The organism is Polyangiaceae bacterium (assembly GCA_020633205.1).
GTDB lineage: Bacteria > Myxococcota_A > Polyangia > Polyangiales > Polyangiaceae > JAHBVY01.
This window is the reverse complement of record JACKEB010000012.1, coordinates 546,257-559,229: the sequence shown is the minus strand read 5'-3', so window position 1 is coordinate 559,229 and position 12,973 is coordinate 546,257. Positions and strand designations below refer to the sequence as shown.

The following is a 12,973-nucleotide window of genomic DNA, read 5'->3' as shown; positions in this document are numbered from 1 at the left end:
GCGCGCGAGGCGTTGTACGCTCCGCGGCATGTCGGATCTCCCTTCGGGCACGCAGCCTCGCACCAAGCACCGCATTTCCATGCATCTAACCGGGCTCGACGCGCGAGAACTCGTGGAGTCGGCGCGTGAGGCTGAAGCAGCGGGCGTGGAGTCGTTGTGGGCCTCGGAGCTCTACACCAACCCCTGGGTGCAGCTTGCGGCGGTGGCGCCAGCGACCAAGAGCATCACCCTCGGCACCGGCGTGGTGCTGGGCTTCGTGCGAAGTCCGATGGCGCTGGGCGTTGCGGCCCTCGACTTGGACCAGCTCACACGACGCTCCGACGGCAACGGACGCTTCGTGCTCGGCCTGGGCACTGGCGTGAAGCAGCTGAATCAGCGCTGGCATGGCGTCACGAACTTCGGCGGACCGGTGCGACACATGCGCGAGCTGATCGAGTTCTTGAGGCTCTTCTTTGCCAAGGCTCACACAGCGGAGCCCATCAACTACCACGGTGAGTTCATCCATGCGGATATAGACTCCTATCGCCGCCCCGGTAAGGGCCCCGCGACTCCCATTCCGATCTACCTGGGGGCGAACCAGCCGCGCATGCTGGAGCTTGCAGGCGAAGTGGCCGACGGCGTGTTGGGCCATGTGTTCATTTCCCCGCGAGCCTTGAAGGAGTTCACCCTGCCCCACGTCGAAGCGGGCCTGAAGAAGGCGGGCCGCAGCCGCTCGCAGTTCACCCTCGGCGCGGGGATCACAACCGCGATTTCCAAAGACCGCGCCACCGCGCGGCGTCATGCCCGGGGCCCACTCGCCTTCTACGCCACGGTGCGCACCTATTCTGCGGCGTTCGAGGCGGACGGCTTCGGTGCGGAGGTCGCAGCGATCCGCAAGGCGTTTCAGGCTGGGGAGCGGGAGACGCTGCTCGACTTGGTGAGTGACGCGATGGTGGACACATACTGCGCCGCTGGCACCCTGGACGAGGTGATGCGACGCCTCGAGGACTACGACGGATTGCTCGACGTCAAGGGTGTGAGCCCGCCCCGTCACTTTTGCCCCACGGAAGCGCATCGCGAGTACCGGCGCGCGATCCTCGAGGCGTTCAGCTAGCTATCTCGCTCCGACAGAGGTCGCCCCGTCTACCCCAGCGGCGCCGTCTCCGGCGTCCGCGTCTACCCCGGCGTCCGCGTCGGCAGACGGCGGCGGGTCCACATAGTGCAGGAAGATGGGCGATGACCAGGCGCGCTCCTGGTTGGGCGTCAAGCAGTCGTCTGTCGGATCCGTACGGTAATCACCGTAGCATGGGTTCGCCTTGATGCACTTGCCACTGGCGTCGCGTTCACAGCGCACATTTCCCGCGTTGACCGCGGGCGTTGGCTCCTGCACCGCGCGCACGTAGTAGACGACGTCTCGGCGCCCAACGACGTAGTCTGGGTCCTCGAAGCTGACTTCGCAGGTGTCCTTGTCGGCGGGGCACGCCACGCGCTTCCAGGGGTCTTCGATCAGCTCGCGCATCGGCTCGTCTGGGCGCTGCTGGGGGCGGATGCGCACGATTTGGATCTCGCGGATGCGCTTGCGCTTGGAGCCGGGGTTGTGGCACTCGCCGCGACACAGTCGCTCGAGTTCGGCGTCTCCCAGGGCCTGCTTGCTCCAAGCTGGGCAGCCCGGCAGCTCTTCCAGTGAGCCCGCGGCGCGCACCCGGAAGCTTGGAATCGCGCTGAACGGGCTGGCGGACCCCATCGGCAGGGCCTCTCCTAGATCTTTTCCTTGCGGCATCAAGTCGAACCACAAGAGGATGCGGTCGCCGCTGGTACCGTAAACCTCGCGGCGCTCGAGGGCGTCCCAGATCTGGGTGCGATTGCGTCCAGCGCTGTGCACCGCCACCAGGCCGCCGGTCAGAAAGAAGCTCGCCTGGCGCTCGAGGTGGGGCAAAGCGAACGGAGGCAACACAGCGCGCAGCTCCGAGGTGAGCTGAATGCTGGTCTTCGTCGGTACGCTGCCGAGCTGCTTCTCCATGGCGCTCCGAACGCCGTCGAACAGGCGGTCGCGCCACTTCGCGCTTTCTGGGCCACGTGCTTCGGTGAACTTGCGTCGGCCAAACTCCTTGTACCCTGTACCTGGCTGGGCCGAGTGGTTGTCACTCGAAGCGATGAACCCTAGCTGCGCGTTCTTGGGCGCCGCGTCTCCGCCCGTTGCCTTGCCGAAGTGGGTCTTCGCGAGGATGTACTGGGCGCTCCCGCCGGGACGACTGGAGAAAGCCGGGTTGAAACAGTCGGTGCATTGATCGCACTCACCCCAGTCAGTCACCTCGGCCCAAGGCAACGTGAGGTGGCCGGACATGCCGGCAGCCAAGTAGTTCTGTTTGGCTTCGCTGACCGCCTGTTCGCATGCTTTGGATGTCTGGTCTGCACAGCGCGCCCGCACCAGCTCACCCGCGCGCTGACAGCAAGGCTCGAAGCCGGGGCTCGACTCCGGGCACACGAGCTTTTGCGGATCTTCGGGCGAGCGGATCACGCTCGGCTGATCGCGGTACTCCTCTGAGTTGCCGTGGCCGCTGTACACTTCGAGCAGGCGCTGGCTCTCGTCGTCTTGCTCTGGCGCGAGCTGCTTGTCCCAGGTGTAGCCGGCTGGCGTGTAGAAGCCCCAGGTGGTGCCGTGTGGAATCACTAGATGGGGAAAGCCCCACTGGTTCAGCTTCGCGAACAGCTCCCCGGGGGTGGCCGTTTCCTCCAAGCAGTCCTCGGGTAACTGGCGAGTGTCCACGTCTTTGGTGCAGGTAGGGGTGTCCCGCAGCTCGCGCATATACACCGCGAGATCCAGGTAGCGCTGACGGCGGTCGAAGTCGATCAGGGGTAGGAGCAACGCGCCGCGGTTCTGGCCGGTGACGCGGCGGAGCTGGGCGCCTTGGCCAATCGCGGCGATGGGTCGCGCTGGAAGCTTGTCGTCTGCGAGGTCACGGAAGATGACGTTCTTGTGGCCGTAGTGGGTTTCGGGGGTGAGGCCGACTTGGGTCCACTCCCAACCGACGAACGCCACCAAATCTGGGTTCTCCGGGTCGCCCGCCAACGCATTGCACTGGCGGATGGCTTCTTTCGTCTCTTGCCAGTGGGCTGGAGTGATCCCCTCCGCGTGGTCATTGATGCTGAAGAAGTCGAGTCCAGAGCAGTAGCGAGCGAAGTCACACGCGTCAGCGGGTGGGTGTGCGCCCTCCCCCCCAACGAACGGCAGCGTCATCATGAACGCGTCGGGGGAGAACGTGCTGTGGACGTGGAGATCGCCGAACAGGATCTGCTTGGTGGCTTGCGTATCCTGCGCGCTACGCTGGTTCTCGATCCGCGCGGAGATAGCCGAGGCGGGCAACGCGGCGCCCTGAGGCGTGCCGGCCGCTTCGTGGCGGCCTCCGGCATAGGTCCAAGTGAGCCCAGCGCCGAGCGCCACCGGGACACCGAGCAAGAACCAGCGTCGCCGAATCTTCGCCACCCTTCCCCCCTCTTTGGTTGACCTGCTAGCGGCCCTTGAACTCGGCTTCCCGGCGCTCCACGAAGGAGCGCATGCCCTCTGCGGCGTCTTCGCTTTGCATCAACTTGCGAGCCTGGGTCAGCAGTCCCTGGCGTGCGGCGTCGAAGCCCTCCGCCTCCATTTGCCATGCGGATTCAAGTGTCGCTCGCACGCCAAGGGGCGCGCGGCGCGCCACCGTGCCAGCCACCTCCAGGGCGGTCTCGAGCTCTTGCCCGGTGTCGGTGATCTGTTGCACCAGACCCATGCGCAGCGCTTCCTCCGCGTCGAACTCATCACCGGTGAGGAGCCAGCGCATCGCGTTGCCCCAACCCGCGACTTGGGGCAAGCGCATCGTCGCTCCGCCAAACGGGAAAATACCGCGGTTGATCTCGATCTGACCGAAGCGCGTGTCCTTCGCCGCGATGCGGATATCCGCAGCCAGGAGGAGTTCGATCCCGATGGTCAAGCACCAGCCACGCACCGCCATCACCAGAGGCTTCGTGCGGCGCTTGCCATGTAGGCCTAGCGGGTCGATCAATCCGTCAGGAAACAACGCCTGACCATTCTGCACTGCAGGTCCGACTTCCGCGAGATCCAGCCCAGCGGTGAACGATTTCCCATGCCCAAACAAAACGGCGCAGCGCAGGTTCGGGTCAGCCTCATACTCGGTCATCGCCTCGGCCAACTCGCGCAGCGCGCGTAAATCGAAGGCGTTCAGCTTGTCTGCGCGGTTCAGGCCCAGGGCAAGCACGCTGCCTCTGATTTCGCGGGTTACACGGGGTTCGCTGTCGGTCACTCGGCTCTCCTGTCGCTGCGCGGTTGCCCCGCTTGAAGATCTCTCTCACTAGCGCAAGCGACCGGCGCCGTGAACCAGCTGCCCGCAGTGTGGCGTAGCCAAAGGCACACACTCTCCCGATTGAGCGGGATATCGCGGCAGTCAAAAGCCGCCGGTCGCGCTGGAGCAAACAGATGTCGATGCTTTTGGCTTGACGATTGCTACTCTCGGTCGCCGATGCCTAGCTTGCGGAAGCCTCTGAGCGCCGATCAAACCAGCCACGCCGACGGACGCTGGCGCGGGAGTCCTTGGGTCGTCACGAGCTTCTGCGGCTGGGCGACTCTCACCCTGAGCGGTTGCCCTGCGCCCATCCCGCCGGTCCACGTGCATGTCTCCGGCGGTGCAGCGACCGAGACACCGGGCCGTGAGAAGCAACCCGATGAACAGTTGCTCGGCTACACCGCCCGCGTCGGTGTGAATCCCTTGGGCTACACCAAGGCCTACGATCACGATCCAGTGTTCGACATCGGTGTCGGCTACGAGCTCGAGCAGCTGCCATTCGCCGAAGACATCCCGACGAGTCACGGCCCCTACGCATCATTCGAGTACTGGCCCGACCTGAAACCGCGCACGGAAGAGCGCCTCGGGGTTCGCTTGTACGGCGAGTTCTTCATGTTGGAGCCTACGGGCGGCCGAGAGGGCCCAGGCCCGATGCGGCGCGCGTATGGTTACGGCGGCACGCTGGCCTTCGCCTGGGAAGGCACTGGCAGCACACAAACGGGTCTCTGGAAGCGCGAACGCAGCGCTCCGGTGCTGGGCTATGGACGCGCTGCGTTTGGCCTGTTCGTCGGTCCGAGCTTGCGGCATTTCGACGACCAAACCTACGTGATGGTGATGGTGGGAGGCAGCTTGCGACTCCCAGTGTCAGTGTCCGATCTTGCCCCAAAGTAGCCTGCTGCTGCGGTTGACATCGAGCGATCTCGGTCCGAACCGATCCAGTCACGCGGGCGGCGCGTACCTTGGGGAACCACTGGTTTCCCGAGGCTCGTGCGGGGATCCGTGTGCACACAAGGAGGGTCGATGTCTTTGTTTTCTTCTCGCAGCTTGCGCAGCCTAGAGCGCGCTTCAGCCAAGTATTTCGTGATGGGCGCGCTGATCGTACCGCTAGGGTTGGTCGGCTGTAGCGACGACGAGTCTTCCAGCGGAAGCGGGGGAAGCGGAGCCGCCGGGAGCGGCGGCAGCGGAGCGATGGGTGGTAGCGGCGGCAGCTCGGGAAGCTCCGGCTCCGGCGGTTCGGGTGGCACCGCGTCACTGTGCGCCAAGTACGGCGGACCGACAGTGATCGCGGGCGCGGTCAAAGACAACGTCTTCCCGGCGATCGCGGGCGACTGCCGCATCAGCGCTTGGTTCACCAGCCTCACGCCCAACACCCAGACTCACGTGCTGGAGTGCTTGACGATTCAAGCGCAGGAAGTGTTCGGCTGCGAAGGCGTCACCTACGCCGGCTCATCGTCATCGATCGCCCCCTGTCGGTCCATGGCCGACGCCCACGCGAACCTCGGGATCAGCGACGCTGACTTCGACGCCCTCGTCGAAGACGTGGCGGCGGGCCTCGCCGAAGCGGGCGTTAGCGCGGCAGACATTGCCTCCGCGGCGCCAGTGCTCGTCGGCTTGAAGAGCGACATCGTCGAAGACACCAGCGGCATGAACACCAAGGCTGCGTGCGCCGCGGCTGGAGCCGGGGGAACCGCAGGCGCGGCTGGTGCGGCTGGTGCGGCTGGTGCGGGCACCGGCGGGACCGGGGGCTCGAACTGAGATGCGGCGCTGGCTCAAACGCGCGCTGGTGACGAGCAGCGTCACCTGCGCGCTGGGGGTTGGCTTGATCGGCTTTGCTCACACCAAAGCCGGTCGGCCGCTGCTGGGCTGGCTGCAGGGCGCACCGGGCTGCCCTGCGCTGGAGGGTCAGGCAGATGCAGCCGCAATCGAGGCATACCGCACCCAAACTTTGCAGAAGCATTTGGCGGACGCGAACGCTGAAGCCCGCACGACGCCCGCGCTCTCATTTTCCCTAGGGAAAGCGACTCGAGACGACGTACAGGCCTTCGCGGCGAAGCACCACGCCTCGTGCAAGGAGACCGCGAGCCAAGCAGCGCTGAAGTGCGAGGGATTTGACGCAGCTGCGCAGGTGTCAGACGTCTACGCCCAGTTCGATACCGAAGGTCGCCTGGTGGCGCTGGACGCCTTCAGTACCCTCGCTCCTCAGGCGGCGGTGGCGTACTTCGAGCAGCGTAAGCAAGCGCTTTCTCGAGACGTCGGCCCTGCTACCAAGCAGAGCGGCGTCAAACCGGTAACCGCTGAGCTCGCAACCGCGTATTCACGCAGCGGCGTTGAGTTCGCCTACAAGCGCTACAACGCCAAGCTCAGCGTGATGAACTTCGGAAAACGCGGGATCCAAGTGCGCGAGCAGTACCAGTGGCTCGCGCCCGCGGAGCTCGCAGCGCGCTAATCAACGCAACTTACCGGGCGCCTCCACGCCCGGCCTGGGTCGCGAGACTTCACTTTGACTTCGTGGTGTGAAGGAGCGCGACCCAACTCTTTTTGTTGGGGGAGAGGAGCGCTCGGAAGGCGCCGAGCAACGATTCCCGCGGGCGCGCTGCCAAGCGCGTTGTAGAGTCCGTGCGTGGCTCGTCCCACCGCGCCGCGCACTGCGGCTAGCATCAGCTCCCGCATCACCGCGCTCCTCGGACCAACCAACACAGGGAAGACGCATCGGGCCGTGGAGCGCATGCTGTCCCACGACAGCGGCATGTTGGGGTTTCCCTTGAGGCTCCTCGCACGTGAGGTCTACGACAAGATCGCCGATCGCGTGGGCTTCGACGAAGTAGCGCTGATCACCGGCGAGGAGAAGCGCGTGCCCACGACGGCCCGCTACTTCGTGTGCACGGTGGAGGCCATGCCCCTCGACTTGGAGGTGGACTTCGTCGGCGTCGACGAGATCCAGCTCGCGGCGCACCCCCAGCGCGGACACACCTTCACCGACCGGCTGCTCTATCGCCGTGGGCGCAGCGAGACTTGGTTTCTTGGCTCCCAGAGCGTCGAGCACCTGGTGAGCGAGCTGGTGCCGACGGCGCGCATCCGCCGCCACCCGCGGCTCTCGGAGCTACGGGGCGCAGGCCAGGCGCGGCTTGGCCAGCTCAAGGCTGGCAGCGCCGTAGTCGCCTTCACGGCCGCCCGCGTCTACGAGCTCGCAGAGCGCGTCCGCAGGCGCAAGGGCGGCGCGGCGGTGGTGCTCGGCGCGCTGTCGCCGCGAGCGCGCAACGCTCAGGTGGCGCTCTATCAGTCGGGCGACGTCGACTACCTGGTAGCAACGGACGCCATCGGCATGGGGCTCAACCTCTCGATCAACCACGTCGCCTTCGCTGACGTGCGCAAGTTCGATGGCCAGAAGTCGAGGCATTTGGAGCTCTCGGAGCTCGGACAGATCGCCGGTCGCGCCGGTCGCCACCTGCAAGACGGCACGTTTGGCACCCTCGCGCCCGAGCCAGAGCTGCCCTTCGAGGTGGTCCAAGCACTAGAGACCCACCATTTCCCCAGAGAAAAACAGCTTTGGTGGCGAAACCCGGAGCTCGAGTTCCATAGTCTGGAGGCGCTGCTCGACTCACTGCGAGCGCCAGCCCCCTCCCCGCGCCTCCGGCGCATGGATCAGGCGGAGGACCAGCAGGCGCTGGAGCGGCTCGCGGCGTTGCCAAGTGTCGCTGATCTGGCAACGGGCCAAGAGGCAGTAGAGCTTCTGTGGCAGGTCGCGCAAATCCCCGACTACCGGAAGGTGCTGTTCGAGCAGCATCTCGTGCTGCTCGAGGCGATCTACGGACAGCTGCGGGCTCACGGCACGCGCCTCGGCACGGACTGGCTGGCGAATCGCGTCGAGCGCCTCGACGATCCGAAGGGGGACATCGAAGCGATCCTCGCACGCATCGCGTTCGTGCGGACTTGGACTTACGTCACGCACCATCGCGCATGGGTGAAAGATGCAGCCCACTGGCAGGCCCGCACTCGAGAAATCGAAGACCACCTGAGTGACGCACTCCACCAGGCGCTGGTGCTCCGCTTCGTTGACCGCAACAAGGCCTTCATGGACGCCCACACCGGAGACGGCTCGCACGCCCCGCCGGTAGACGGAGCGCGTGCTGAGCGCGCCTCACTTGGTCGTGGAGCAGCACAAGCATTACCGCAAGGCAATGATGAGCCAGCCAGCGGCAGCCATCCCTTCGCGAGCCTCCAGGCCCTGAAAGATCGCCTCACCGCCAAGCAGCCGAAAGCGACGCGGCAGACGCTGCTCGAACGCGTGATCGCACACCGCGCTGAGCTTGATCTCTCAGAGGACGGCCAAATCCTGCTGCGGGACACTGCAGAGCCCACGCTGCTGGGCGCGCTCACGCCTGGCGCGGAATTGCTGGGTCCGGGCGTGCGCCTCGCCCCAGAGCTCCGGCAAGATCGCCAGCTGCTGCAAGAGCTAGGACAGTTCGTGAGGTCGCTCATCGATGTCCACTTTGCGCAACTCCGCGCGGCGGGGCGCGGCGAGCTCGGAGCGCCGGGTCGAGGCTTGGTCTATCAACTCGAGCAGGAGCTAGGCTGTGTGGACACGCGCCGCGCCCGCGAGCAGCTCTCGCTGCTCGCGCCGGGCGAGCGCGCGCTGCTCGAGGGGTTGGGAGTCGTCTTCGGAGAGCGCTTCGTCTACCTCGCGTCCCTCCAAGGTCAGCGCGCCCTCGCCCACCGCCGCGCCTGGCTGTCTCTGGCGCACAAGCTGCCCCAGCTCCCCGCCGGCGCTGTCCGCCTCGCCCCTGGCGGTGCACCGGAGCACGCGTTGCGGCAACTGGGCTTCCCGCGTCTGGGCTCCTACTATATCCGCGTGGATCTATACGAGCGGTTGCTTCGCCACCTGCGTGGGGTCGCCAGCAGCGCCGGAGCCGACGGCTTTGCGTTGCCCGTCGAGCTCTGCCAGTGGCTTGGACTCCCCAAGCAAGAGCTACCGCAGCTGCTCAGCGCGCTGGGGTATCGAGCGCTGGATCGCCACGGCAAACGCTGGCAGCGAGGGCGCGCCGCCAAGCGCCCGCGTTCTCGGGGTCGACCGCCAAAGCAACGCACCCCGCGTTCCAAAGCGTCAGCAGCCTCAAGCAGCGCCGATAGCTCGACCCCGGGTCAGGGGCGCCAAACATAGACAGTTCGCTTGCAGGGATGGCCCTGGCAATAGTCGATGCGAGTCCGTTGCCCCGCCACGCTGTAGTCCTCCGTGCTCAGGGTCACGCCTTCGGGATCCTCTTCGGTCCAGATCCCGGTCTCGACCCCGCCCACGAACGCACCGCGCCTGCAGCTCTTCTCGTCACACAAGAGCCACTCACCGTCGCGCATGCCGTTCACGTAGCTGCCCTTCTCCTGGGTCGAGCCATTGGGAAAAAAGCTCTCGAATTCGCCATGTTGCACCCCAGCGGAGTACCAGAACTGACGCAGCGGCGCGCCGCTCGTGTAAAATTCCGCACAGAAACCTTGAGACACCCCGTGTTCATGCTTGCAGTCGGAGAGCAGCACGCCTCGTGGTCCCCAGGTGCGTGAGCGCCCGTGGAGCTTGTCCGCGAGGTACTCATCCTGGCGCGCGAGCTCGCCGGAGGGGCGCCACTGGTACCAAGTGCGATCCATGGCGCCGTGGTCGTAGTGGCCGTGGCGGCGCAAGCGCTGGTTCTCGTACCAGCTCGTGAACCAACCGTGGGGGGTCCCGTCCGGGAGCCTGCAACCGAAGGCATTGAACTCTGGCGCCTCCGCCACGGGGACCGCTTCAGCGCCGTCTTCGCAGGGGCTCGGCGCCGTCCACCACGCGCCCCCAGGAGGCGGCTGGCGCTGTCCGACGTCGGGCTCCACCTCTGCCGTGGGTTCGGCTTCCTGGACGCGGATCTCCACGCTGGGCGGCGTTTGGGAAGCGGCGCAACTCACCCCCAAAAATCCCAGCGCGAGCGTCAGACCTACGAGGCGCCCAGCGCGCAACACCAGGCTCTCGTGAAAACTGCGCATCGGCCCTTGGACCCCTGGCGTCGTCATCTCTTGGTCACTGGGGAGAGCTTCTGCGGGTCATGCGGGCGGTGAGTGAAGCCTAGCGCTGCCACCAAGCTCCAAACGCTTGGAGCAGGCCTTTTGGTTCCGCCGGTTCTGCACAGCGGGCGAAACGCCCCTCGAGGGACGCTGCATCGAAGCTGCCACGCCGGCCAATCAGCACGATGTCGCTGGCGGGTTCGAGGTCACCCCAGGGTGCCCCACGGTCGACGCGGGCGCGGCGGCCAACCACCTGGAGGATCACCTGATGCTCCGGCAAGTCCCGCAGCCACAGCACACCTTTTGCGCGGTAGACGCCCTGAGGCAGGTCAACACACAACTCACGCACCCGTTCGAGCAACAACGGCCGCTCGAAGTGAAAGTGCAAGCTCTCGAACTCGAGACCGTGGTCTACGCTCTTGAGCGTGGCTTGGCGCGGGTGCGCACTCAGTCCCAGCACCAACGCGAGGGGCACCTCCGCCCGGCTGGTCTCGAACACCGCAGCGCGCGGGGCGAACCGCCTGACTTCCTCACGGCAACGCGCGAGCTGCTCAGGGGTCGCGAGATCGAGCTTGTTCACCACGACCAGATCGGACTGGTCGAGCTGATCGCGCACGAGGCTCAGATCGTTCAGGCTGAGGTCAGCCAGCTCGCTCGCGTCCACCAGCGCCACGACGCCATCGAGTGCGAGGGTAGACGCCTTGTCCAGCGCCACGAAGGTCGACAGCACCGAGCGCGGATCGGCGATCCCGCTGGCCTCAATCAACACACGTTCGACGCGCTCCTCGGGAGGCGCGTGAATCAGGCGTTCCAACGCCCCCAGCAGATCCCCCCGTACGGAGCAGCAAATGCATCCGTTGTCGAGCACGATGGTGTCCGCCTGGACGTCGACGATCAATCGGGCGTCGATGCTCACGTCGCCGAAGTCATTGACCAGCACCGCAGTGGGGAGATCGTGGGATTCCGCAAGGATACGATTCAGGAGCGTCGTCTTGCCCGACCCCAGAAAGCCACACAAGAGCACCGCGGACATTGGCCTGCGGGAGCGGGTCTTCGCGGCTGTTTGCTGTTCAGTCACTGGCGGCGGTTACCCGTGCGGCTGGGCTGGGGCGGCTAAACTGGAGCGGCGGAGCTCGAATTCGGAGCCTAGCGGTAGGGGTTCGTGAGATCGACGTCGCTGGGCGCCGGCCGCTTGGCTTTGGGAGGTGTCCAGCGGTACCCCGGCGCGACCGCGGGCCCCTTGGGCGCCGCCGTCTCCGCTGGCGCTGCCGTTTCCGCTGGCGCAGCTGGCTCGGCTGCGGCTGCGGCTTCAGATACGGCTGCGGGATCGGGCGTCACGGGCGGCTTGCTCTCGACTGGCGGTGCGGGCTCTGGCGTTTGCCCCACCTCAGCCGCAGGCGTCGCGCTCGCCATCACCAGTGAAACGCTGGGCTCTTTGGCTTGTGCAGGCGCATCAACGCCCTGCGTGCGCCAGAGCGTGAACCCAAGGCCTCCGAACAGCAGCGCTGCTAACAGCCACGGCCAGCGATTCTTGCGCGGGGGCGGCGGCGAGCTGAGCTGCGCGCGAGGCGGCGCGATGCTTGCCACCATCGCAGGTGGAGCGATGCTGCTGAGCTCGGTCCACGCCGGAACTTGAGCCTCCGCCTGCGTCGCCTGAAGCGCGCTCTGTCGGCGCTCAGCAAGCTCTTCTCCAAAGGCGTCCACTACGAGTTGACCCAGCTCTTTGCGTGTATCAACCGACTCGACCGCGACGGCTTCGTTCAGCGCCTCGATGAACTCCCGAGCGGTCTGAAAGCGCTGCTCGGGGTCGCGATCGAGCGCCCTTGCCACGAGCGCCTCGAGCTCGGGCTCTACATCCTCGCGGATCAAGCCGAGCGATGGGATCTCCTGGCTCAGTAGGTTCTGCAGCGTCTCGTGCTCGCTCTTGCCTTTGAACAAGCGCCTCGCGGCGAGCAGCTCCCACAGCACGACACCGACCGAAAACAGGTCGGCGCGACGATCCACGTCCTTCGGGGTCTTCGCCTGCTCGGGCGCCATGTAGGCCAGGCGCCCCTTGATGTTATCGCTACCAGGAGCCGTGTAGCGCACCGCCATCGTGGCCACGCCGAAATCGATGACTCGCGCCATCCCGAAGACATCGACCAGGATGTTCGCTGGCCCAACATCCCGATGCACGACGCCCGTCAGCTCGCCTGCGTTGTTCTTCAGCTGGTGAGCAGCATCCAACCCCTCGAGGGTGTCGATGGCAACGCGCGCGCACGCTTCGATCGAGAGCCAGCTTCCCCCGCGGATACAGAACACCAACAGCTTTCCCAGCGGAGCGCCGTCAACGTACTCCATCGCCTGGTAGTAGCCCGCGTCGTTCTGCGCGACTTCGAGCACGGGGACCACATTGGGGTGGCAGATCCGCGAGACGATGTGGTTCTCATCGATGAAGTTCTGAACGACGTCGTCGTCAGCCATCAAATGCGGATGCAGCGACTTCACCGCGGCGAGGCGCTGGGTGTCGAGGTTACGAGCGAGGTGAACCGTCGCCATGCCACCGCTGGCGATCTCGCAGATCTCCTCGTACCGCCCCCACCGGCGCCGGGACTGGTCCGGTGCTGCTGCCATAAGTCGGCAGAAAGCGTGAAGGC

At 65.9% G+C, this 12,973-nt stretch carries 10 protein-coding genes; 5 read left to right on the top strand and 5 right to left on the bottom strand.

Annotated elements, in window-relative coordinates:
* Positions 1-28 precede the first annotated feature (28 nt).
* Positions 29-1,093 carry an LLM class flavin-dependent oxidoreductase gene (locus H6718_14480; protein ID MCB9586603.1) on the top strand — a complete coding sequence of 355 codons (1,065 nt, stop codon included), beginning with the start codon at positions 29-31 and terminating at the stop codon, positions 1,091-1,093.
* Here the strand turns inward: H6718_14480 and H6718_14475 are convergent, their stop codons facing one another.
* Positions 1,094-3,454: a DUF3604 domain-containing protein gene (locus H6718_14475; GenBank protein ID MCB9586602.1), complete on the bottom strand. Its 2,361-nt coding sequence runs from the start codon at positions 3,452-3,454 to the stop codon at positions 1,094-1,096.
* Positions 3,455-3,488: 34 nt separating this feature from the next.
* Positions 3,489-4,277 carry a crotonase/enoyl-CoA hydratase family protein gene (locus H6718_14470; GenBank protein MCB9586601.1) on the bottom strand — a complete coding sequence of 263 codons (789 nt, stop codon included), beginning with the start codon at positions 4,275-4,277 and terminating at the stop codon, positions 3,489-3,491.
* A 216-nt stretch (positions 4,278-4,493) separates the two neighbouring features.
* Between H6718_14470 and H6718_14465 the strand changes: the two genes are divergently transcribed.
* The 4 genes from H6718_14465 to H6718_14450 all read left to right on the top strand — a co-directional run bounded on the left by H6718_14465 (position 4,494) and on the right by H6718_14450 (position 9,474).
* The gene (locus tag H6718_14465) at positions 4,494-5,207 is read left to right on the top strand and encodes a hypothetical protein (GenBank protein MCB9586600.1); all 714 of its coding nucleotides are present in this window, start codon (positions 4,494-4,496) and stop codon (positions 5,205-5,207) included.
* A 129-nt stretch (positions 5,208-5,336) separates the two neighbouring features.
* A complete protein-coding gene (locus tag H6718_14460; protein ID MCB9586599.1) occupies positions 5,337-6,071 on the top strand; it encodes a hypothetical protein in 735 nt (244 codons plus the stop codon).
* A gap of 1 nt (position 6,072) precedes the next feature.
* Positions 6,073-6,762, top strand: a complete 690-nt coding sequence (locus tag H6718_14455; protein MCB9586598.1) for a hypothetical protein — start codon at positions 6,073-6,075, stop codon at positions 6,760-6,762.
* Between the two features lie 279 nt (positions 6,763-7,041).
* Positions 7,042-9,474: a helicase gene (locus tag H6718_14450; GenBank protein ID MCB9586597.1), complete on the top strand. Its 2,433-nt coding sequence runs from the start codon at positions 7,042-7,044 to the stop codon at positions 9,472-9,474.
* Here the strand turns inward: H6718_14450 and H6718_14445 are convergent.
* The 3 genes from H6718_14445 to H6718_14435 form a co-directional block, all read right to left on the bottom strand.
* Positions 9,456-10,319, bottom strand: coding sequence for a hypothetical protein (locus H6718_14445; GenBank protein ID MCB9586596.1), 864 nt, complete (start codon positions 10,317-10,319; stop codon positions 9,456-9,458). The genes H6718_14450 and H6718_14445 overlap by 19 nt on opposite strands.
* A 79-nt stretch (positions 10,320-10,398) precedes the next feature.
* Positions 10,399-11,415 (bottom strand): GTP-binding protein, encoded by a 1,017-nt coding sequence (locus H6718_14440; protein MCB9586595.1) that lies wholly within the window; start codon positions 11,413-11,415, stop codon positions 10,399-10,401.
* 68 nt (positions 11,416-11,483) lie between these two features.
* Positions 11,484-12,950 carry a protein kinase gene (locus H6718_14435; GenBank protein ID MCB9586594.1) on the bottom strand — a complete coding sequence of 489 codons (1,467 nt, stop codon included), beginning with the start codon at positions 12,948-12,950 and terminating at the stop codon, positions 11,484-11,486.
* Between the last annotated feature and the right edge of the window lie 23 nt (positions 12,951-12,973).

Bases quoted from the DNA above. Each gene is read 5' to 3' on its own strand.
- H6718_14435 (MCB9586594.1), bottom strand. From the start codon at position 12,950: ATGGCAGCAGCACCGGACCAGTCCCGGCGCCGGTGGGGGCGGTACGAG.
- H6718_14450 (MCB9586597.1), top strand. From the start codon at position 7,042: ATGCTGTCCCACGACAGCGGCATGTTGGGGTTTCCCTTGAGGCTCCTC.
- H6718_14460 (MCB9586599.1), top strand. From the start codon at position 5,337: ATGTCTTTGTTTTCTTCTCGCAGCTTGCGCAGCCTAGAGCGCGCTTCA.
- H6718_14445 (MCB9586596.1), bottom strand. From the start codon at position 10,319: ATGCGCAGTTTTCACGAGAGCCTGGTGTTGCGCGCTGGGCGCCTCGTA.
- H6718_14455 (MCB9586598.1), top strand. From the start codon at position 6,073: ATGCGGCGCTGGCTCAAACGCGCGCTGGTGACGAGCAGCGTCACCTGC.
- H6718_14480 (MCB9586603.1), top strand. From the start codon at position 29: ATGTCGGATCTCCCTTCGGGCACGCAGCCTCGCACCAAGCACCGCATT.
- H6718_14465 (MCB9586600.1), top strand. From the start codon at position 4,494: ATGCCTAGCTTGCGGAAGCCTCTGAGCGCCGATCAAACCAGCCACGCC.